Genomic DNA, 20,402 nt, shown 5'->3' with positions numbered 1-20,402 from the left:
CTAGATCACACGCGCAACGTTCTTCAGCTTTTCCACCAACTCGGCGGCGTCGGTGATGCGGATGCCCGCCTCGCGTTTCGCGGGCTCCGCCAGCTTCAGCGTCGTCAGCCTCGGCGTGACGTCGACACCGAGGGCATCGGGCGTCACGACATCGAGAGGCTTTTTCTTCGCCTTCATGATGTTGGGCAGCGTTGCGTAACGCGGCGTGTTGAGCCGGAGATCGGCGGTGATCACAGCAGGCAGATCGACCTCGATCGTTTCCAGCCCGCCGTCGATCTCGCGCGTCACCGTCGCCTTCCCGGCTTCCACGACCACCTTCGATGCGAACGTGGCCTGCGGCAAGCCGAGCAGCGCAGCGAGCATCTGGCCGACCTGGTTGGCGTCGTCGTCGATGGCCTGTTTGCCGAGCATCACCAGTTGCGGCTGCTCCTTGTCGACCAGCGCCTTCAGCAGCTTGGCTACGGCGAGCGGCTGCAGTTCAGCCTCGGTCTCGACCAGAATGGCGCGGTCGGCGCCGATCGCCATCGCAGTGCGCAACGTTTCCTGGCACGCCTGCACGCCGCAAGAGACTACGACCACCTCCGTGGCTGCACCGGCTTCTTTGAGCCGCACGGCCTCCTCCACGGCGATCTCGTCGAACGGGTTCATCGACAGCTTCACGTTGGCGATGTCGACGGCACTACCGTCGGCCTTCACACGAACCCTCACATTGGCGTCGACGACGCGCTTGACGGGAACAAGTACTTTCATTGGCTACTCCGTTTTGGCAAAAACGCTCCGCCCGGCCGGCCAGGAGCCGGTCGATTCAGGTGCATGGAGGCACGGTCCGTCGATTCGATTTCGACTACGCGTGCGTGGTATTCGGTAAGCTGCCCAGATTGCGTTCATGCGCATGGGACGGAGACGGACCACGTTTGTGCGTTGCAACGTGGTTCGATGCGGTCGACATGTCTCCTCCCTGGAGGTGGTTGGGCGTATCATTTCCTCGGCGACGCACCGGTCCCGGGCGTGCTCGGCGACCCTGTCACGCGATAGCCGATCGGCGCGCCGCAGGATGATCCCGGTTGCACTTCGATGTCCTCCATGGAAACCATGGTGCACTCGCGAAGCGCTGCGCAATATCCCCCGTACAGGGGAGCGCGATCGCATGGACAGGGGAGCTCACCAGGGAGAACCCAAATACCCGGAGCAGTTCGTGCGTATGACCAAGGAACCCATGCACTCCGAGACGCTGCCCCTCCTGCTCGCTACGAAGGTTCTGCCGCCGCGCCTGTCGCCGGGGTTGATCGATCGTCCGCGCCTGTTCGATCTGGCGGCTCAGGCAGAGAACAGACGGCTCACCGTGATCAAGGCGCCCGCCGGCTTCGGCAAGACCTCGCTCGCGATCACGTGGCTCAACCGGCTGCGCGCCAGCGGTGCGCGCGTCGCATGGCTGTCGCTCGGTGACGAGGACGACGAACCCGCGCGCTTCCTCCACCATCTCGCGCAGGCATTGCAGCATGCCTGCAGCAATGTCGGCGCGTCGGCGATCGGCCTGACGGCGGCCACTTCTCTGGTTCCGGCCCATGCCGTCGTCTCGACGCTGATCAACGACCTCGTGGAAGTCGAAGACGAGGTGTGTCTGTTCCTCGACGACTACCATCTGATCAGCCTCCCGGCGATTCACGACGCCATGTCGTTCTTCATCGCGAACGCACCGTCGCATGTGCATGTAATCGTTTGCACCCGTGTGGATTCCGCGCTGCCGCTCGCCAGGCTGAGAGCGCAAAACGAACTGCTGGAGGTCGACGCGTCGACACTGCGTTTCAATTTCGACGAGACGCGCTGCTTTGTCGAACGCGAATGCCCGGGCAGACTGGGCACGTTCGGCGTGAAATCGCTGCACGCGACCACGGAAGGCTGGGCGGCGGCGTTGCGCATTTCAGCGTCGGTGCTGTCGCGGGAAGAACCCAGGCCGGGTTGGGAGTCGAGTGCGCCATCCGGCACTTCACGGCCGTTCGCCGCCTACCTCGAAGACATGCTCACGCGCTTGCCCGACGAGATGGTTTCCTTCATGCTGCGCACGGCGATACTCGAACGGTTGACGGCCTCGCTGTGCCAGGCGGTAACCGGCGTCAAGGCCAGTCAGAGCATGCTGGAAGCGATCGCCGCGCGCCAGTTGCTGCTGGAGCCGATGGATCTTGAAGGGCACTGGTTCCGCTATCACCCTCTGCTGAGCGACTATCTGCGCCAAAGGCTGGACGCGCAGTCGGGCGACGAACTGGCGGATCTGCATCGCCGCGCGTGCCGGTGGTATGCATCGCGGGAACTCTGGACAGACGCGGTCAGGCACGCGATCGCCGCGGGGGACACGGACGACGCGATCAGCCTGATCGGCAACTGCGCGATGGCGCTCGTCAAGAAAGGCGATCTGCTGACACTGCTCGGCTGGCAGCGCCGTTTCCCGGCGCACCTCATGCAAGGACAGATCGAGGTCACGCTGGCGATTGCCTGGGGCATGGCACTCTCGATACGTTCGGACGATGCGCTCGCCATGCTGGATGCGATCGAGCGCGATGCGCACGCGAGCGCCGACCCCGACAGCATCCGCTGGGAATGCCGGGTGATCCGCTCGGTCGTGGTGGCGCTGCAGGACAATCCGCAAGCGGCGCTCGCGATTGCGCAGCCGTGCCTCGACCGGCCGTCGACCGATATCTGGAGCACCAATGTCGCCTCCAACGTCGTGCGTTTCGCGCACTGGAAGGCGGGCAATCTCGAAGCGCTCTACGCGACGCCGTGGATCCCCTATTCGATCGAAGAGGACCAGCGCAATGTGTTCGCTTCGACGTACCGGCTGTGCCTGCTCGGGCATGCGGAAATGCAGCAGATGCACTTCGGCGTGGCCGAGCGGTATTTCACCGAGGCGATGCAGTTGGCCGAGCGTCATTCCGGCCCGCAATCCGTCGCCGCGGCGCTGTGCGCACCGATGATCGCGCAGATCCGCTACGAGCAGGGCCGGCTCGACGAAGCCGAAGCATTGCTCGTCGATCTCATGCCGGTGATCGATCTGGCAGTCCTGCTCGATAGCGCATTGATCGCTTATCGCATGCTCATCCGGATCGCGGCCGCACGTTGCAATACCGTGCAGGCCTATGCGCTGCTCAATCAGGGCGAGGCGCTCGGTCACGCGCGCCACTGGAACCGGCTGATCGCGGGCGGCCTCGTCGAGCGCACGCGGCTTTATCTGCTGGAAGGACGCATTGCGGAAGCCGCGGGATGTGTCGCGCAACTGGAACATCTCGCCGCTCCCGGCCCCGCTGGCTCGCCTGCCGTCTCGCCGGAGATCCGCACCTACCGCTCGCTCGCGGCAGCGTATCTCGCGATGGCTCAGAAGCGCAAGCAGGACGGCGTTGAAATCGTGACCGCCGCGTTGGAAGTCGTCGACGCACGCCACGAGCACTATCTCGCGCTACGCCTGCGAAGCGTGCTCGCCCTGATCTGCCTGGGTGCCGACGAACGCGACCGCGCCGTCGAGATCTTTCGCGACGTCCTCAAGGATGCCGCGGCCGCCGGCATCTACCAGTCGATCATCGACCTGTTTCCGGAAGTCGGCGCGCTGCTGCAGGCCGTTCGCGACGACACGCGCGCGACCGCGCAGACGAAGGCGCTGCTGTGCTATGTGGATCGCCTGCTCGACGGCTGGCGGACGCTGTACCAGCCCGGCAGCAAATCCGCGCGGGACACCGAACGGGAAGCGCTCAGCGCGCGCGAACGCAACATCGTCGACCTGATCGCCGACGGGCAGTCGAACAAGGAAATCGCGCGCACTCTCGGCATCGCGCCGGAAACCGTCAAGTCTCATGTGAAGAGCATCTTCATGAAGCTCTCGGTCGACAAGCGCGCGCAAGCCGTTGCGCGCGCGCAGGCGCTGGGACTCGTGAAGCAAGCCTAACAGGCGGTTCACGCATTTTCGACGAGCCACTCGCTCACACGTGTCACCGCGTAACCACGAGTGCGGCCGCATGGAGCAGCACACCGACCGTGCCGCCCACGAACGTGCCGTTGATCCGGATGTATTGCAGATCGCGGCCAATTTCCGCTTCGATCTTCCCGCTCACTTCATCCGCGTTCCAGCTTTTTACGACGTCGGTGATCAGCACCGACAGCTCGCGCCGATAGCGCACGACCAGCTCGTGGGCCAGCGCGAGCCACCAGGCGTTCAGCTTGTACTGAATCGCCGGCTCGCTGCCCACACCTCTCGCGAGCGAGACCAGCATGCCCGCCAGCGCGCCGCGCAGCGCCGAATGCTCGTGTGCGAGATCGGCGCTCACGCGTGCGCACACATAGTCGAGCAGCACGCGATACGAGTCCTCGTTTCTGAAGTAGCGAATGCAGTCGCGCATCAATGATTTGCCGACGCGGCGATGCACCGCCGAGGTCTGCAACTGGACAATCAGGTCCTGCACTGCGTCGTCGAACTGATGGCGAAGCTCATGATCGGGATTCGCCGCCACGTCATGAAGCAGCGCGATGATGCCTTCGACGAATTTCCTGACGATGTACGTATCGAGCGGCACGGGCGTGTATCTCGAGGCCGCGCTGAATCTGGCCTTGATCATGTCCACGTTGGCCGTCAGCCACTTCTCCAGCGCCAGCAGCCCGTGGTCCAGCAGCGGCTGATGGCGGCCGCCGTCCGTCAGCACTTTCAGCACGCCGCCGGCCGCACGCGAGACATCGAACGCACGCAATTGCGGTATCACCATACGCCCGAAGAAGCGTTCGACGTCCGCTTCGTCTATCCCGTTCAGCAATCCCGGCAGCGAATCCGCGACGACGTCGGCGATTGCCCGGCTGTTGGCCGGCATGGCAAGCCACTGCGCCAGCGCCTGCGCGGCGTTATGGCCGCTCAGTTTGCCGATGATGAGCTCGGGCGTCAGGAAATTCTCTTCGACGAAGTTGCCGAGACTCTCGGCGATCCGTTGCTGGTTCTGCGGAATGATCGCCGTATGCGGGACCGGCAGACCGAACGGCCGCCGGAACAGCGCGACGACCGCATACCAGTCCGCGATCGCGCCGACCGTGCCCGCTTCCGCAAACGCTCGCAGCCATGCCAGCCACGGATACTCGCCCTGCCAGACGACGGACATGAGCAGCAGCCCGATCAGCACCGCGAGCAAACACGTCGCGGTTCGCCGCATCCGCTTCAGGCGCTGCGTTTTCAGGTACTCCGGCGCGTCGGCCGCGGCACGCCGCGTACCTTCGTCGCCATCCGCGACGGCACTCAACCCGCCTCCTGCCGCAGAAACCGGCGCACCACGGGAGCGACCTCCCTGGCGCGCGTGATGAGGAACAGGTGGCCGTCGTCGATTACATAGAGCGTCGCGTGGGGGATGCGGGCGGCGAGAATCTTCGCGTTGGTGAGCGGGACGATGGGATCGTCGTTGCCGTGCATCACGAGCGTCGTCTGACGCAACGCGCCGAGCCAGGGCAGGCTGCTCCAGCCCGAAGCGGCCAGCAACTGGTAGAGGTAACCGCGCCCGCGGGGCGCCTGAATGTGCCGCGCGTGATCGCGCAGCAACGACGGATTCCGCCGGTACGCACCACCGTAGATTTCCGCGCCCACCTCCTGAAGATAGGCCGGGTCGGTATAGCGGCGCGGTCCGATCAGCTTCGACAGCACCGACAGTTTCGCCGGCACCATGATGACGCCCGGCGAGGTTGCCGCGAGAATCAGCCGGCGGCAACGCGCCGGATAGAGACGCGCGAACTGTTGCGCAAGCGCGCCGCCCCACGACACGCCGAGCACGTCGACGGGTCCGTCGTAGCCGAGCCGCGATAGCAGCCGCTCGCTCAGCACGGACAGTGTCGAGAAACGATACGGCACGACGGGCGCGGGCGAGCCGCCCACGCCGGGGACGTCGAAGATGATCACGCTCACGTCCTCGAGCGCGGCGACGAACGGTTCCACCAGCTCGAGGTTGGCGCCGATGCCGTTGAAAATGAGCAGCGGCGGCGATGCGTCGCTGCCCTGCCGCGTCGCGACACGCAACAACTGGCCGTTGAGATCGACCATCTGGATTTGCATGCCGCCGACAGACGCGGGGGTGGGTTCCATATCTATCATCCGCAGGACCCTCTGGTGGAGCGTGACATCGGGGATTGGGCGCGCCGCATCGCGAGCTCGCCTTACTTCTTCGGCTGCAGCAGCGTCTTCAATTCCTCGACGTGTTCCGCGACGCGCTTCGTGACCACCGCAACGCTGTCCGACTGCGCGCGATACGCCGTGTCGGCGAGTTCCTGCATGTCGGTCAGCGCCTTGTGCAATGCCTGCTGAACCACTTCGCCGGCGTTCGCGAGCTGGCCGCCCGACGCGCTAAGGCGACCGACCAACGACTGCAGTTCGGTGAGCGTCGTTCGCAGAATGTCCGCCTGCTTGCTGGCCAGCGACTGGACGCCCGCGAGTGCGGTGGTGTTGGCCTCGGCGAGCGCCTCGATGTCCTTGCGGCGCGATTCGAGGATCGCGCCGGCGTCGATACCCGGCAGCTTGAACTGACTGATGAGCTTCGTGTACTCGGTGAAAATGCTGTTGGCGTTGGTTGAATCCATGATCGTCTCTCCAAAAAAATTTGCATCGGGAAAAGGCTGGCCATCACCCGGCCAAAAGGGTGTGCGTCATGCTTCCATCACATAGGTGCCCGGCGCCTTGACGCCTGCCGGGTACCGCTCGTTGCCGGGCGCGGCCGGCGCCGCGCGCCGTTCGCCGGACCGCTCGCGCAGCCAGTCCGTCCAATTGCCCCACCATGAATCTTTCTGCGCCTGCGCGCCGGCCAGCCATGCGTCGGCATTCGCCGGCAAGCCGGAATTGACGAAGAACTTCGCCTTCGGATTGCCGGGCGGGTTGATCAGGCTCTGGATGTGCCCGCTCGAACTCAGCACGAACCGCGTGTCGCCGCCGAACGTGCGCGCCGTGTTGTACACGCCTTTCCACGGCGTGATGTGATCCGTCATGCCCGCCACCACGTACTTGTCGCAGGTGACGCCGGACAGGTCGATCGGCGTGCCCAGCACCGACAGCGCGCGCGGCTTGCTGAACAGGTTGCCCACGAAGATGTCGAGCAACTGGCCATGCATGCGCGCCGGCAACCGGGTCGCGTCGTTGTTCCAGTAGAGAATGTCGAACGCGGGCGGCGTCTTGCCCAGCAGATAGTTGTTCACCCAGTAGTTCCACACCAGATCGTTGGGCCGCATCCATGCGAACACGCGCCCCATCTCTTCGCCGGCGAGCACACCCTTCGACAGACTGTTCTGTTTCGCCGCCGCAATGGCTTCGGGCGTGGCGAAGAGGCCGAGCTGCGAGTCCGCCTTGTTGTCCAGCACGGCCACCATCAGCGTCGCGGCATTGACGGCCGTTTCGCCGCGGGCCGCGAGGTGACCGAGCAGCGCGGAGATCGTCATGGCACCGGAACACGCGCCGTGCAGGTTGACATCGTCGCTGCCGGTGATGTCGCGCACCGCCGCGATCGCTTCGAGGAGCGCGCCGACGTACGTGTCGAGATCCCAGTGGCTCTGCGCCGCGGTCGGATTGCGCCAGCTCACCATGAACACCTGAAACTCACTCTTGACGAGGTAGTCCACGATGCTCTTACCCTCGGACAGATCGAACACATAAAACTTGTTGATCTGCGGCGGCACGATCAATTGCGGGCGGCTGTAGACCTGCGCGCTCGCCGGCGCATACTGGATCAGTTCGAGCACCTCGTTGCGAAACACCACCGCTCCCGGCGTCGTGCCGAGATTCTTGCCCACCTCGAACGCGGTCTTGTCGACCTGCGCGGGCATGCCCTGGTTCTGCAGCAAGTCGGCCATGAGGTTCTTCACGCCGCCAATGAGGCTCGCGCCTCCGGAATCGACGATCTTCTTCAACGCCTCAGGATTGCCGAACAGCGTGTTCGTCGGCGAGAGCGCCTCGGTGAACAGCGACATGACGAACTGCGCGCGCTCCTTCGATTTCGGGTCCAGCGCGGAGCGCTCGATAAATCCGGAGAGCGCGTTGCGCCATGCCAGGTAGCTCTGCAGCGTGACGCGGTAGAGCGAGTTGTCGCGCCAGGCGGGGTCGGCAAAACGCTTGTCGCGCTGCGGCGACGCTTGCGCGCCGTCGCGGGCGCCACCGTACAGCACGGCGATCAGTTCACGCACGAGCGCCGCTTCCTGCTCGAGAACCAGCGCGGGCTGCCGCAGCGCCTGCGCGCCGATCTGCTGCGCGGTCGCCAGAATGTCGCTCGGGCGCAGCCCGACGAACGGGTTGGGACCGAGCATGCCTTCGGCGGCCGATGCCGCGAGATCGTCCGTCTGATCGTTTCGCGACGCGTTGTCAGTTGTCTCCGCCATCTTGATGCTCCTCGAATGACGCTTTACTTTGTCAACAGTAGTAGAGGTCATGCCACCAGCATCGCCAGTGACTCGGCGATCAGCGCCGGCTTGTCCTCGCCCTCGATCTGCAGCTCGTTCATCGTCTTCACGATGATCCGGCCGCCGCCCTTCATCTCCACGGACACGAGGGTCACGCGGTTGCGCACCCGCGCGCCGGCCTTCACCGGCGTCATGAAGCGCACCTTGTCCAGCCCGTAGTTGAGGCCGGCCGACGCGTCCTCGGGAATGAGGCCGATCTCGATGGCCAGTGCGGCAAGCAGCGAGAGCGTCAGATAGCCGTGTGCGATCGTGCCGCCGAACGGGCTTTCGCGTTTCGCGCGCTCCACGTCCACGTGAATCCACTGCCGGTCGCCCGTGCATTGCGCGAACGCGTCGATGCGTGCCTGATCGACCGTAACCCAGTCCGACACGCCCAGCTCGCGGCCGACGAATTCGTCGATCGTCGCGATGCGATATTCGTTGATGCTCATCGTGCCTGCTCCTCGTGACCGGTTAGGCGAACTGCGCGCGCAGCCACTTCTTGTTCATCTTGCCGACGCTCGTCTTCTCCAGCGAGTCGATGAATTTGACGACCTGCGGCACCGCGTACTTCGAGATCTTCCCGGTGTGGGTGAACTTGAGAACGTGCTGCTTGATGTCGTCCTCGGTGAGCGTGGCGCCCGCCTTGAGCACCACCAGCGCCACGGGCCTTTCGCCCCACTTCTCGTCCTTGATGCCGATCACGGCGACTTCCGAGACAGCCGGATGCAGCGAGATCAGGCTTTCGATTTCGAGCGACGAGACCCATTCGCCGCCGGACTTGATCACGTCCTTGATGCGGTCGGTGATCTGCAGATTTCCGGTCGTGTCGATGTTCGCGATGTCCTGCGTGTGCAGGTAGCCGCCTGCCCAGAGCTGTTCCGACGCTTCCGCGTTGCCGAAGTATCCCTGGGTCAGCCACGGGGCGCGCACGACGATCTCGCCATAGGCCTTGCCGTCGTGAACGATGTCCTGCATCGATTCGTCGACGATCCGCAGATCGACGAGCGGAACTGCCAGGCCAGTTTTGCAGCGCAGGCGCACCTGCTCTTTGGTGTCGAGTTGCTCATACCCCGGCGGAAGCTGCGCGAGACTCAGGACGGGACCAGTCTCGGACATGCCATAGCCGGTGAACACGTCAATGCCACGCTCCAATGCGGCATGGGCGATGCCGTGCGGCAGCGCGCTTCCGCCGATCACGATCTTCCATTTGCTGAAATCCGCGGACTTCGACTCCGGGCAGTTCAGCACCATGTGGAGGATCGTGCTCACGCAATGCGAGAACGTGACGCCCTCGTCGCGCAACAGCTTTACCAGTCGCTCGGGCACATAGCGGCCCGGATAGACCTGCTTCACGCCCAGCACCGTCGCGATGTACGGCATGCCCCATGCATGCACATGGAACATCGGCGTCAGCGGCATATAGACGTCGCCGCGATGAAAGCGCTGCCCCGACACCGGGCTTGCGAGCGCCGCCATCAGCGTGATGGTGTGCAGCACCAGTTGACGATGCGAGAAATACACGCCCTTGGGCAGGCCGGTCGTGCCAGTCGTATAGAACGTGGTGGCCCGGGTGTTTTCGTCGAAGTCTGGAAAGTCGTAGCTCGTGGCACTCGCCGCCAGCATCGCTTCGTATTCCGTCGCGAACGGAATGGTGTGCTCGAACGCCTCGCTGTCCGGCTCTTCGATTCGCACGAATGCGCGCACCGTTTCGAGCTGATCCTTGATCGCTTCCACCACGGGCAGAAAATCGGCGTGAACGAACAGCACTTCGGCACGCGCGTGATTGATCGTGTAGACGATCTCCGCCGGCGAGAGCCGCACGTTGACCGTCTGCAACACGGCGCCCATCATCGGCACGGCGAAGTAGCTTTCCAGATAACGATGACTGTCCCAGTCCATCACCGCGACCGTGCTGCCGTGGCGCACGCCCAACCCGGCGAGACCATTGGCGAGCCGCGCGATCCGTTCCTGCAACTGGCTGTAGGTCATGCGCAGCTGGTTGCGGTAGACGATTTCCTGATTCGGCGCCTGAGCGAACGGCGTGTGCAGCAGATTCTTGATCAGCAACGGATAGGCGTAGGCGGATGGCGCCGCGTTCTGTACGGTGTCCTGCATCTGTGTCTCCTCGCGTCTAAATGTGGATAGCGGGCCGGCACCGGCTTGCCGTTGCATCTCGCATACGGTGGCGTCCCCGAGTAGTGCCATGATCGCGGCGATCGGGCATCCGGGACCATCCCCTGAACGGGGGAGATCGATGGGGCGCCGGCCGGTTCAAGCCCCAGTTCACGGAACGCGATCGTGCCGTTCGGGGCAATCTGGAGGGCCGCGCCCGCCCGCGCCAACTGCCGCGCGAATAGGTCGTCGACGGCGCGCAACGCGGCGACGGGGACCGTCAGGAGCGGCTCGGCAGATTGGAGGCAGAGGGTGAGATGACCGTGGGAGCGGTTTTGGACGCACCGGTCTTTCCGATGCTTGATTTGGCGGATCGCACAGGTCAGGCGATCTTTGAAAACGTACTCGCCACCGATCCTGCAGAAGAGACGCGGTCTCTGCTGAGTGGGTCGGAGGACGACGGCCAGATGCCGTGCTAACACGTTGGCGTATTCATTGCCCGAAGCGTCACACGCGCGGTGACTGGGGCGACGTTGCATCGCCCCGCAAAGGATGTTTGAAAAGACCCGGCCTATCCCTACACCGGCATCATCAAGTAGGGGTTTTCGCTTCCCGGCTCGTATCGCTGGGCCTTGATTTCCATGCGAGCGATGCTCTGCAGGTGAACCTCATCCGGGCCATCGGCAAAGCGCAGCGCACGCCCCCAGGTCCAGCTATCCGCCAGCGGCGTGTCAGGACTCAGCCCCATCGCGCCGAACACCTGCATCGCCCGGTCGCAAACGGCGGTATGAACGCCCGGCACGAGCGCCTTGATCATCGAAATTTCCTTGCGTGCTTCCTTCGCGCCCACGTTATCGATCATCCACGCGGCCTTCAGAACAAGCAGCCTCGCCTGATCGATTTCGATTCGCGACTTCGCGATCCATTCGCCGACCGTACCTTGCTCATGCAGCATCTTGCCAAATGCCGTGCGCGCTTGAGCCCGTTCCACCATCAACTCGAGCGCCAGTTCGGCGGCGCCGATCGAACGCATGCAGTGGTGAATCCGTCCCGGTCCAAGGCGCGCCTGGGCGAGTGCAAAGCCGCTTCCCTCTTCGCCGAGCAGATTCGACCGAGGTACGCGCACGCCTTTGAACTCGATCTCGCAGTGTCCTTCCGGCGCCACGTGATTGACCACCGTGATATTGCGGATCATCTTGACGCCCGGCGTATCGCGAGGCACGAGAATCATGCTTTGCTGACGGTGGGCCGGTGCGTCAGGATCCGTTTTCCCCATCACGATGAAGAGCTTGCAATTCGGGTGCGCCGCGTTCGTGATGAACCACTTTCGGCCATCGATGACATAGTCGTCTCCGTCACGACGAATCGACGTGGTGATATTGGTCGCGTCCGAGGAAGCCACCGCCGGCTCCGTCATCGCAAACGCCGAGCGGATCTTGCCGTCGAGGAGAGGCTTGAGCCACTCTTCGCGCTGAGCCGGCGTGGCAAACATATGGAGCAGTTCCATATTGCCCGTGTCCGGAGCATTGCAGTTGAATACCTCGGACGCCCACGACACGCGCCCCATGATCTCGGCCAACGGGGCGTACTCGAGATTGGTCAGCCGGGTGCCTGGCTCGTCATCCCGCAGATGCGGAAGGAAAAGATTCCAGAGGCCTTCCGCACGCGCCTGTTCCTTCAAGCTCTCCATGAAGGAAACCGGATATTGCCCCGCGCTCACTTCTTCGTGCCATTGCCGGATGCGTGGAACGATATGCGTGTCCATGAACGCGCGCACCTGCGCGCGCAGCGCTTCCATTTTCGGGTTATATGAAAAATCCATTTTGATCTTCCTGATTCCTGGTAAATGTCATCGATGCATCGTCCAATACCGCGCATCGACCTGGTGACTAAATCGTCAATCCACCGTCGACGACAATGCACTCCCCATTGGTGTAGCTCGCGGCGTCGGAGACCAGATAAAGCACGGTACCGGCCATCTCGCGAGGCTCCGCGTGACGGCGCAGCGGAATTTTGGACATCCAGCTTTCATAGATGGCCTGATCGTCGAACAGCGCGCCGGCAAATCGAGTCTTGGTCAAGCCTGGGAGCAGCGCATTCACCCGAATCCCCAACGGCCCGCACTCCTTCGCGAATGCCCGTGTCATGTTGACGACGGCGGCTTTCGTGATCGAGTAGATGCCTTGCTTGTCGCCCGGTTGTAACGCGTTGACGGAAGCCGTGTTGACGATCGCGCCGCCGCCGTTCTCCCGCATCAACTTGCCAGCCTCTACGGACATGAAGAAGTAACCGCGCAAGTTGACTTCCACGGTCTTTTCAAACGACGCCAGATCGGTATCGAGAATGTGGCCGAAATAGGGATTCGTCGCCGCGTTGTTGACCAGGATATCCAGACGACCATGCCGCGCACGAATATGCTGGAAGATCGCGAGAATGTCCTCGACACGACCAACGTGGCAGGGTTTTGCCTCCGCACTCCCGCCTGCGTTGTTGATCTCGCTCGCCACCGCCTCGCAATCTTCGAGCTTGCGGCTCGACACGATCACGTGGGCGCCTTGCTCGGCGAGCAACCTGGCAATCTCCTCGCCAATACCTCGGCTGGCGCCAGTCACCAGTGCAATCTTTCCTTTCAGACTAAATAAATTAGTAGTCACAATCTGCCTCCATGTGTTTTTTCAAGTTTCCAGTCTTGCGTGTGCCGTCAGATCAGGTCAACGCCCATCTTCGCAAGCGCCCCCGCCATCTCCCCGACCTGGCGCGCCTTGTCATTCGACGCATTGCCGCCCAGAGCCCGCTTCTTTACGCCCTGCGCGATGGCGGCAAGTCGGAAGAAACTGAACGCAAGATAGAAGTTCCAGTTCTCAATCGATGCAATACTCCGCAGCCGGCAATATTGTTCGATGATCGCCGCCTCATCCGGCACGCCCAACTCCGCTCTGTTCAATCCCTCAAGCCCGGCGATATGACCGTTGGGAGGCAGTCGCAAGCACATGCAAAAGTAAGCGAGGTCGGCTAGAGGATTACCGAGCGTGGAGAGTTCCCAGTCGAGAACCGCGCGAACCTGCGACGAGCCGCGCGTGAAGATAAGGTTGTCGATACGAAAATCGCCGTGCACGAGCGAAGGCTTGCCGGCTTCGACGGGACAGTGCGCCGGCAACCACGCGATCAGTGCCTCGACCGATTCCAGCACGTCGGTCTGCGCGGCTCGATACTGTTTGGTCCATACGTCGATCTGGCGCGCGAAATAATTTCCGGGGCGACCATAGTCGGCTAAACCGACAGCCTCGACATCCACGTCGTGGAGGGCCGCCATCGTCCCGAGCAGAGCATCGTAGATGGCGCCGCGCTCTCCGACGGGCACTTCCGGCAACGCCGGATTCCAGAAGATGTGCCCGTCCTCGAAACTCATGACGTAAAACATGCTGCCGATAACGTCACGATCCTCGCAAAGATGAAATGCGCGCGCGACAGGGACCGGCGTTTGACCGAGCGCCGTTAGCACGCGGAATTCACGGTCGACCGCATGCGCGGACTTGAGCAGCATTCCGGGCGGCTGACGCCGCAAAACATAGCTGCCGCTGCGCGCTTTCAGGAGAAACGTTGGATTGGATTGTCCGCCAACAAATTTCTCGACGGACAACGGCCCCTGAAATCCGGGCACGTGCGCCGTCAAATAAAGCGTGAGCTTTTCGATGTCGAATTGAAGGCCAGTATTCATAGTGTTGCGGGAGTCCCGATTCGAATCAACCGTAGGTGACGAATTCGTGCCTCTCGATAGGGTCGAGATGAGGCAGCGAGTTGAAACTGACTAGCGACATTGCGGTGTCGTTAAAGACATATTGGCAAACGCTGCTATTTCGAATCTGCAGGTTGAGCGCAATGGCGGCCGCCGCCGGCGCCTGCAGAATCTGCTGGGCAAAGACGGCAATCGGACCACCGGAACTCACCACCAGAACCCGTCTGCCGCCCGCTCGCTGGATTGCGAGACGCGCGCGCTCGACGCGCGCCTGGAACTGTTGCCACGTTTCGGAAACCGGCCCGGGCAGGAGATCGTCGGACCAAAGTTGCAGCGCCTTCTTGAGGCGTTTGTAGAAATTCTTCTTCGAAATTTCCGCAGAGGAGCCCTGCGGAAACTCGCCTTCGCCAAGAGCCGCAAACAAGCCCTGGAAATCGTATTCGTTCAAACCCGCGTCTTGCACGACCTCGACTTGCAAACCTGGCATCGCTGCGAGAATTGCGTCCGCGGTTTGCTCATGCCGTCGCATCGCGCCGATGACAACCCGATCGAACTCCAATGCGCTCTGCGCGAAGTGCTCTCCGAGCCATCGTGATTGCGTATAACCGGTAGGTGATAGTTCGTCATAGTTGTCCGCGCCGAACGACGCCTGACCATGCCGCACAAGGTAGAGTTCCGCCATGCCGTCCTCGTCTAAACATGACTAGAACAATACCGAGCCCCGCTTCATTCAGGAAATTTATTGTTGTGATAGCTGGCGATAACTTTTTGTGACACCTGGTGTGTACTCTTCGATAGCCTCGACTCGGGTCGTCCGGCTAGGCGTTCGCTTCCCGCATGAGACCGCCGATCTGCTCGCGTAGCCAACGGTGTGCGGGATCGCCCGTGACGCTTCGGTGCCAGTAGCAATGTGACTCGAGATTGGGGAGGTCGAACGGCAGTTCCAGGATGCGCGCGTCATAACGCTGAAGGAGCGTGAGAGGTGCGGTAAGGACGAGATCGGTCCGCATCGCGATCAAGGGCGCGACCAGATAGTGCTGGACCCGAGTCTGGATCGAGCGCCTGAGACCCAGCTTGTTGAGTTCCGCGTCGACGAGACCGGGCCCCTGCCGCCGGCTGGACACGTGGATGTGACCGAACCCGAGGTAATCATCGATGGTTAGCTTCTTCTTCGAAAACGGGTGGTCCTGACGCAGCATGCAGGCATATCGGTCCCGGCTCAACGGCTCCTGCTCGAGGTATGGGTCGTCAAGCAGAGGCGCATCGATCGCGAGATTGACCGCGCCACTCGCCAATGCTTCGGGCACCTCCCTGCGCGTCGTGAAATAGCTCTCGATGCGTATGCCGGGTGCGAGACGCTGCAGAACTTCCTCCAGCGCAGGAAGCAGCAACGCCTCGGTCAGGTCGTTCATGCTAAGCCGGAACGTCCGTTCCGACGACGCCGGATCGAATAGTTCGCCGGCATGGGTACTCGAATCGAGCAGCAGCAGTGCCTCGCGGACGCGCTCAATGATGTTTTCAGAAACCGGCGTCGGTACCATGCCGGCCGACGTGCTCACAAAGAGTTGATCGTCGAACGTCTTGCGCATCCGCGCCAATGCATTGCTGACAGCAGGCTGCGTGATGAATAGCATCTCCGCTGCACGCGTCAGGTTTCGCGTTTTATAGACTGCTTCGAAAACAACGAACAGATTCAGGTCGATCTTTGATAGACGCATTGTCGGGTTCCCTGACGCCACCTGGAGTGGTAGTCCCTCTTTCGCACGCGAATACGCCGTTCAAACGCGGCCAGAAAATCAGCGCTTGCCCCGCCCCTCTTCCAGCGCGAATTTGTCGAGCAGCATCTGACGATTCGCGTTCAGTATTTCCTCTCCGAGTTGGGGATTGGCGTCGGCTACCGCCCGCGACAGGATGAGCGCACCGACCATCTCGCTGTAGAACGCGATTGCCTCGCGGCGCGCTTCATCCATATCTCCGCTTTCGGCGCGCTGTTCCGCGACGAGCGCTGTCAACGTTTCAAGCATCGTTTGCAAGCCGCTTGCAAAGTGCGCCTGTGCCTCATGCCCAAGCCGGCGCACGTCAGCGGTGAGGCCGGCTATCGCGCAACCCTGCTCGATATCGCTGCAATGCGTGCCGGACAGGTAAAAGTCCACCTGTCGCCTCAGGCGATTCCCGCCTGGCTCGAGCGGCGTGGCAATGGCTTCTGTCAGGTCGCGGTTGGACTTGGCCATGGCAGTCGCCACGACTTCAGCGGCCAGCGCCTCCTTCGATTCGAAGTGGTTGTAGAACCCGCCCTGGGTAAAGCCCGCGGCCTTCATCAGCGCGCTCAGGCCCACACCATCGATTCCATGCGCACGGAACAACTTCTCCGAAGCCGCAATGATGGTCTTCCGGTTCTCCACCGCCTGCTGTTTTGAAACGCCCATCGCTCAATGCTCCCACGCCGTTGTCAGCCCAATTATAACCGCCTTCGAAAAATACAATGGTGATCGACATTGACTTTTCTCGATTGGCCCATCAAACTCGATGTCAATCACCATTGTGTTTGGGTGAATCCTTCAAACGTCGTGGGAAATTTCATGAACATCGAAAGCAACCAGCCCCTGCACAAGCCGATTCGGCTGGGGGACCTCGATCTGCCCAACCGCATCGTCATGGCGCCGCTGACGCGCATGCGCTCGGCGAATCCCGAGCTTGTCCCGACGGCCTTGCACGCCGAGTACTATGCGCAGCGCGCCGCGGCGGGGCTGATTGTCAGCGAAGGCGTTTTCGTGAGCCCCGAGGCAGTTGGCTGGGCAGACGTGCCCGGACTCTGGAGCGAAGCCCAGGTCCGCGGCTGGAGCGTGGTAACGGATGCCGTGCATCGCGCGGGCGGCCGGATCGTCGCGCAACTCTGGCATACCGGCTCGTTGGGGCATCCGGATTTCCAGGCCGGCAAGGCGCCGCGCTCCGCGTCAGCGGTCAACCCGGAGCAGCAAAGCGTGACCGCGGCCGGCCGCAAGGACACCGTGGTCCCGCGCGCCATGGAGAAGGACGAGATCCGCCGCACGGTCGCCGACTTCGGCCGGGCGGCACGCAACGCGATCGCGGCCGGCTTTGACGGCGTGCAGATCCAGGGCGGCTATCACTACCTGTTCAATCAGTTCCTCAACGTTCGCACCAATCTGCGTACGGATGCATACGGTGGTTCGACGCAGAACCGGGCGCGCTTTCTGTTCGAGGTTGTGGAAACGGTGGTCGAGGCCGTCGGGGCGCAGCGCACCGGCATCAAGACGGGACCCGCAACGTCGGAGACGGGCGCCTTCGTTTCCAATGACGAAACGCTTGCCACCTCCGAATATGTGATCGGCCGGCTCAACGACTTCGATCTCTCCCATCTGCTGTTGATGGGCGCAATGGCCGACCTGTCGGCGACGCCGCTGGCCACGCTGGCCGGTGACGGCATGTTCCGCCATTTCCGCGAGCTCTACCGCGGCAACATCATCGCCAACGTCGATATGGATCGTGCGCGCGGCAATCGGCTGATCGAAGCCGGGCTCGTCGATATGGTCGCGTTTGGCCGACCGTTCATCGCCAATCCGGATTTACCGGCGCGCTTCGCCGCCGATGCACCGCTTGCCGAAGTCGACTGGCCAAAGGTCTACGGCGCGACCGCCGAGGGTTACACCGACTATCCGTCCTTTCAGGCCGTGGCGGCATGACGCGCCGCCACGTCACCCATCTATCGGGAGAACATTCATGACCACCACGACCGAAGCAGCCAACAAGGCCTTTGTACTCGAAGCGTTCGACACGCTTTTCAACCAACGCGACTACGCCGCAGCCGAGCGTTTCTGGTCGCCCGACTATATCCAGCACAGCGCGCATATCGCACCGGGGCGCGACGGCCTGTTCAACCTGATCAAGACCCAGCCGCCGACCTTGCGATACGAACCCGGCGTGATCGTGGCGGATGGCGATTACGTGATCGTGCATGGGCGCTTTTCAGGTCATGGGCGTCCCGCCGCATGGATCGCGGCCGATATCCTGCGCTTTGCGGACGGCGTGCTCGCCGAGCATTGGGACGTGCTGCAGGACGAGGCAACCGAGGCTGAATCGAATAGCGGCCTGCCCATGTTCGGGAATAGCTTTCCGAGCTGACTCGGCCGCCATTGGCATTAACTCGTCATGTCGGCGTGCGTAGCGGGGTGCCGCGTCCCGGGTTGCGCCATGCCTCGCCGGAATGACTGTTATGCGGCTGACGTGTCTTCTTCATTCGTTTGCATTGACCGACTATCTCTCCACCGCAGCACAACTTCAACACATCACCCTGTCTGAAGAAGGAGATTGTCATGTCACTTCAAGCGAAACTCGACGCTTTCAAAGCGGATTTCAAAGGCGGTAAAGCACCGTACTTCGCGCCGCCTGAAATTCATCCGATCATGGAACGCGCTACCGCCGAACTCGTGGCGTCCGGTCAGGCTGAACGCGCGCTCAAAGCAGGCGACGCAGCGCCGGAATTTATCCTCAACGACCCGGACGGAAAACCCGTCTCGTCTACCGAACTGCTGAAGCGCGGAGCGCTCATCATCAGCTTTTATCGTGGCGTGTGGTGCCCGTATTGCAATCTTGAACTGACGGCTCTCGAGGAAGCGCTGCCGTCGTTCAAGGCCGAAGGTGCCAACCTGGTCGCAATCTCGCCGCAAAATGCCGTGAATAGCCGCAAGTCGGTGCGCACCAACAAGCTGAGCTTCCCGATCCTCAGCGATACGCACAACGATGTGGCGGCGGCGTTCGGCATCCGCTTTGCCCTGCCCGACTATCTGGTCGAGTTGTACAAGAACCTCAAGAACGACTTGCCGGCGTTCAACGGCGACAATAGCTGGACTCTGCCGATGCCCGCGCGTTACGTGATCGGGCAAGACGGCACGATCCTGTATGCCGAAGTGAATCCGGACTACACGCATCGGCCTGAACCGCAGGACATGTTGCCCGTTCTTCGCCGGAAGACTGCCTCGGCCTCTTAAGCCGGGCCTGCTTCGCTCCCGGCACGTCACGTGCCGGGAGCGAACGCATCAAAGATCATCCCGTTCAGTCAGGCCATCGAATCCGATGCGCCGAATATCTCCTCGACCCAGGCAACAAAAGCACGCGCCTTTGCGGTCACCATCCGCCCACTCGGAAACACGGCCCAAAGATCGATGCTGGGCAGTTCCCAATCGGCAAGCACCAGTTTTACCGCGCCGCTTGCGATTTCGGGCGCGAACATCCACTCGGACGTGATCGCGACGCCCATGTCGGCTAGCACCGCGGCGCGCACACCCTCCGCCGCGTTCACGCGAATGCGCCCCGCGACAGCAATGGACGTCTCCGTATTGCCCCGCTTGAAGGACCATGCATTTCCACCGCCGGCCTGCTCGTACACGATCGCCTGATGCGAAACCAGATCGGCAGGCGTGCGCGGTTCACCGGCTTTCGCGAACCACGCCGGCGAGCCGACGACACAACGCCTGCCACGCGTGAGTCTGCGCGCCGTCATGGTCGAGTCGCCCAGCACACCCATTCGCAACGCGACATCGATGCCGTGTTCCAGCAGATCAATGTTCTCATCATCGAGGATGATGTCGATGTTCAGATCAGGATGTCGTTCGAGGAAGGACGGCAGTCGCGGGATGATATGAAGCCGCGCAAAAGTCACGGCCGCCGACACCCTGAGACGGCCCGAGAGTGCGCCGGCCGATCCCCGCGCCGCCAGTTCTGCTTCGTCCGCTTCTTCGATCGCCCGTTTCGCGCGTTCGTAAAACGCCTGACCCGCTTCGGTCGGCGTCAGCCCGCGGGTAGAGCGGAGAAGCAATCGGACCGCGAGCCGCTCTTCGAGTTGTGCAATCGACTTTGAAACGGCTGGCTGCCCGACATCGAGCAGGCGGGCTGCGGCCGAGAAGGAACCCGACTCGATCACGCATACAAACGTTTCCATCGCTGTCAGCCGGTCCACTTGCTTTTCTCCTGGAACGAATCATCGTGGTTCGCGTGTCGTACGACTGCGGCGCAATCCAATCCCCAGGGCCGACAACTGCACGGTCTTGTTCCATCGCTCCCCACCCGCGAAGTGTATCGCCGGATCGTGACGTTCTGGGGGGACGGC

The 20,402-nt window shown here is 62.4% G+C and carries 18 protein-coding genes; 4 read left to right on the top strand and 14 right to left on the bottom strand.

The features are described 5' to 3' along the window. Entirely contained in the window at window positions 1-750 is a 750-nt protein-coding gene (locus ACQKRQ_RS01250; RefSeq protein ID WP_427474740.1) for an electron transfer flavoprotein subunit beta/FixA family protein, read from the bottom strand. 451 nt (window positions 751-1,201) lie between these two features. On the opposite strand from ACQKRQ_RS01250, the gene ACQKRQ_RS01245 reads away from it, so the two are divergent. Next, the gene (locus ACQKRQ_RS01245) at window positions 1,202-3,931 is read left to right on the top strand and encodes a LuxR C-terminal-related transcriptional regulator (RefSeq protein ID WP_427474739.1); all 2,730 of its coding nucleotides are present in this window, start codon (window positions 1,202-1,204) and stop codon (window positions 3,929-3,931) included. A gap of 43 nt (window positions 3,932-3,974) precedes the next feature. Here the strand turns inward: ACQKRQ_RS01245 and ACQKRQ_RS01240 are convergent, their stop codons facing one another. The 12 genes from ACQKRQ_RS01240 to ACQKRQ_RS01185 form a co-directional block, all read right to left on the bottom strand. Next, window positions 3,975-5,264, bottom strand: coding sequence for a DUF445 domain-containing protein (locus ACQKRQ_RS01240; protein WP_427474738.1), 1,290 nt, complete (start codon window positions 5,262-5,264; stop codon window positions 3,975-3,977). Then, the gene (gene phaZ, locus ACQKRQ_RS01235) at window positions 5,261-6,094 is read right to left on the bottom strand and encodes a poly(3-hydroxyalkanoate) depolymerase (protein WP_408181001.1); all 834 of its coding nucleotides are present in this window, start codon (window positions 6,092-6,094) and stop codon (window positions 5,261-5,263) included. The genes ACQKRQ_RS01240 and phaZ overlap by 4 nt, the downstream gene beginning before the upstream one ends. A 71-nt stretch (window positions 6,095-6,165) precedes the next feature. Then, window positions 6,166-6,585: a phasin family protein gene (locus ACQKRQ_RS01230; RefSeq protein WP_427474737.1), complete on the bottom strand. Its 420-nt coding sequence runs from the start codon at window positions 6,583-6,585 to the stop codon at window positions 6,166-6,168. 66 nt (window positions 6,586-6,651) lie between these two features. Continuing rightward, window positions 6,652-8,367, bottom strand: coding sequence for an alpha/beta fold hydrolase (locus ACQKRQ_RS01225; RefSeq protein WP_427474736.1), 1,716 nt, complete (start codon window positions 8,365-8,367; stop codon window positions 6,652-6,654). Between the two features lie 47 nt (window positions 8,368-8,414). Beyond that, window positions 8,415-8,879, bottom strand: a complete 465-nt coding sequence (locus ACQKRQ_RS01220; protein WP_132378538.1) for a MaoC family dehydratase — start codon at window positions 8,877-8,879, stop codon at window positions 8,415-8,417. A 22-nt stretch (window positions 8,880-8,901) separates the two neighbouring features. After that, window positions 8,902-10,545, bottom strand: a complete 1,644-nt coding sequence (locus tag ACQKRQ_RS01215) for a fatty acid--CoA ligase (protein WP_427474735.1) — start codon at window positions 10,543-10,545, stop codon at window positions 8,902-8,904. A 574-nt stretch (window positions 10,546-11,119) separates the two neighbouring features. Continuing rightward, the gene (locus ACQKRQ_RS01210) at window positions 11,120-12,364 is read right to left on the bottom strand and encodes an acyl-CoA dehydrogenase family protein (RefSeq protein WP_427474734.1); all 1,245 of its coding nucleotides are present in this window, start codon (window positions 12,362-12,364) and stop codon (window positions 11,120-11,122) included. Between the two features lie 67 nt (window positions 12,365-12,431). Next, entirely contained in the window at window positions 12,432-13,196 is a 765-nt protein-coding gene (locus ACQKRQ_RS01205; protein WP_408180995.1) for an SDR family oxidoreductase, read from the bottom strand. A gap of 47 nt (window positions 13,197-13,243) precedes the next feature. Next, window positions 13,244-14,260, bottom strand: coding sequence for a phosphotransferase (locus ACQKRQ_RS01200; protein ID WP_132378546.1), 1,017 nt, complete (start codon window positions 14,258-14,260; stop codon window positions 13,244-13,246). 25 nt (window positions 14,261-14,285) lie between these two features. Further along, window positions 14,286-14,960: a histidine phosphatase family protein gene (locus ACQKRQ_RS01195; RefSeq protein ID WP_427474733.1), complete on the bottom strand. Its 675-nt coding sequence runs from the start codon at window positions 14,958-14,960 to the stop codon at window positions 14,286-14,288. Between the two features lie 136 nt (window positions 14,961-15,096). After that, window positions 15,097-15,996, bottom strand: a complete 900-nt coding sequence (locus ACQKRQ_RS01190; RefSeq protein ID WP_408180993.1) for a LysR family transcriptional regulator — start codon at window positions 15,994-15,996, stop codon at window positions 15,097-15,099. Window positions 15,997-16,074: 78 nt separating this feature from the next. Then, window positions 16,075-16,704, bottom strand: coding sequence for a TetR/AcrR family transcriptional regulator (locus ACQKRQ_RS01185; RefSeq protein WP_427474732.1), 630 nt, complete (start codon window positions 16,702-16,704; stop codon window positions 16,075-16,077). Between the two features lie 153 nt (window positions 16,705-16,857). Here ACQKRQ_RS01185 and ACQKRQ_RS01180 point away from each other — a divergent pair, with 153 nt between their 5' ends. The 3 genes from ACQKRQ_RS01180 (at window position 16,858) to ACQKRQ_RS01170 (ending at window position 19,284) form a co-directional block, all read left to right on the top strand. After that, window positions 16,858-17,979 carry an alkene reductase gene (locus ACQKRQ_RS01180; RefSeq protein ID WP_427474731.1) on the top strand — a complete coding sequence of 374 codons (1,122 nt, stop codon included), beginning with the start codon at window positions 16,858-16,860 and terminating at the stop codon, window positions 17,977-17,979. A 37-nt stretch (window positions 17,980-18,016) separates the two neighbouring features. Next, the gene (locus ACQKRQ_RS01175) at window positions 18,017-18,418 is read left to right on the top strand and encodes a nuclear transport factor 2 family protein (protein ID WP_408317246.1); all 402 of its coding nucleotides are present in this window, start codon (window positions 18,017-18,019) and stop codon (window positions 18,416-18,418) included. A gap of 191 nt (window positions 18,419-18,609) precedes the next feature. Next, entirely contained in the window at window positions 18,610-19,284 is a 675-nt protein-coding gene (locus ACQKRQ_RS01170) for a peroxiredoxin-like family protein (RefSeq protein ID WP_427474730.1), read from the top strand. 68 nt (window positions 19,285-19,352) lie between these two features. Here ACQKRQ_RS01170 and ACQKRQ_RS01165 read toward each other — a convergent pair whose 3' ends face one another. Continuing rightward, window positions 19,353-20,252, bottom strand: coding sequence for a LysR family transcriptional regulator (locus tag ACQKRQ_RS01165; RefSeq protein WP_408180989.1), 900 nt, complete (start codon window positions 20,250-20,252; stop codon window positions 19,353-19,355). Window positions 20,253-20,402 lie beyond the last annotated feature (150 nt).

It is taken from the genome of Paraburkholderia sp. NPDC080076 (assembly GCF_050281145.1).
Lineage (GTDB): Bacteria > Pseudomonadota > Gammaproteobacteria > Burkholderiales > Burkholderiaceae > Paraburkholderia.
Note: the sequence above shows the minus strand (reverse complement) of the source record. Positions and strands in the feature narration are given on the sequence as shown.

Bases quoted from the DNA above. Each gene is read 5' to 3' on its own strand.
- ACQKRQ_RS01250 (WP_427474740.1), bottom strand. From the start codon at position 750: ATGAAAGTACTTGTTCCCGTCAAGCGCGTCGTCGACGCCAATGTGAGG.
- ACQKRQ_RS01245 (WP_427474739.1), top strand. From the start codon at position 1,202: ATGACCAAGGAACCCATGCACTCCGAGACGCTGCCCCTCCTGCTCGCT.
- phaZ (WP_408181001.1), bottom strand. From the start codon at position 6,094: ATGGAACCCACCCCCGCGTCTGTCGGCGGCATGCAAATCCAGATGGTC.
- ACQKRQ_RS01230 (WP_427474737.1), bottom strand. From the start codon at position 6,585: ATGGATTCAACCAACGCCAACAGCATTTTCACCGAGTACACGAAGCTC.
- ACQKRQ_RS01225 (WP_427474736.1), bottom strand. From the start codon at position 8,367: ATGGCGGAGACAACTGACAACGCGTCGCGAAACGATCAGACGGACGAT.
- ACQKRQ_RS01220 (WP_132378538.1), bottom strand. From the start codon at position 8,879: ATGAGCATCAACGAATATCGCATCGCGACGATCGACGAATTCGTCGGC.
- ACQKRQ_RS01215 (WP_427474735.1), bottom strand. From the start codon at position 10,545: ATGCAGGACACCGTACAGAACGCGGCGCCATCCGCCTACGCCTATCCG.
- ACQKRQ_RS01210 (WP_427474734.1), bottom strand. From the start codon at position 12,364: ATGGATTTTTCATATAACCCGAAAATGGAAGCGCTGCGCGCGCAGGTG.
- ACQKRQ_RS01200 (WP_132378546.1), bottom strand. From the start codon at position 14,260: ATGAATACTGGCCTTCAATTCGACATCGAAAAGCTCACGCTTTATTTG.
- ACQKRQ_RS01195 (WP_427474733.1), bottom strand. From the start codon at position 14,960: ATGGCGGAACTCTACCTTGTGCGGCATGGTCAGGCGTCGTTCGGCGCG.
- ACQKRQ_RS01190 (WP_408180993.1), bottom strand. From the start codon at position 15,996: ATGCGTCTATCAAAGATCGACCTGAATCTGTTCGTTGTTTTCGAAGCA.
- ACQKRQ_RS01185 (WP_427474732.1), bottom strand. From the start codon at position 16,704: ATGGGCGTTTCAAAACAGCAGGCGGTGGAGAACCGGAAGACCATCATT.
- ACQKRQ_RS01180 (WP_427474731.1), top strand. From the start codon at position 16,858: ATGAACATCGAAAGCAACCAGCCCCTGCACAAGCCGATTCGGCTGGGG.
- ACQKRQ_RS01175 (WP_408317246.1), top strand. From the start codon at position 18,017: ATGACCACCACGACCGAAGCAGCCAACAAGGCCTTTGTACTCGAAGCG.
- ACQKRQ_RS01170 (WP_427474730.1), top strand. From the start codon at position 18,610: ATGTCACTTCAAGCGAAACTCGACGCTTTCAAAGCGGATTTCAAAGGC.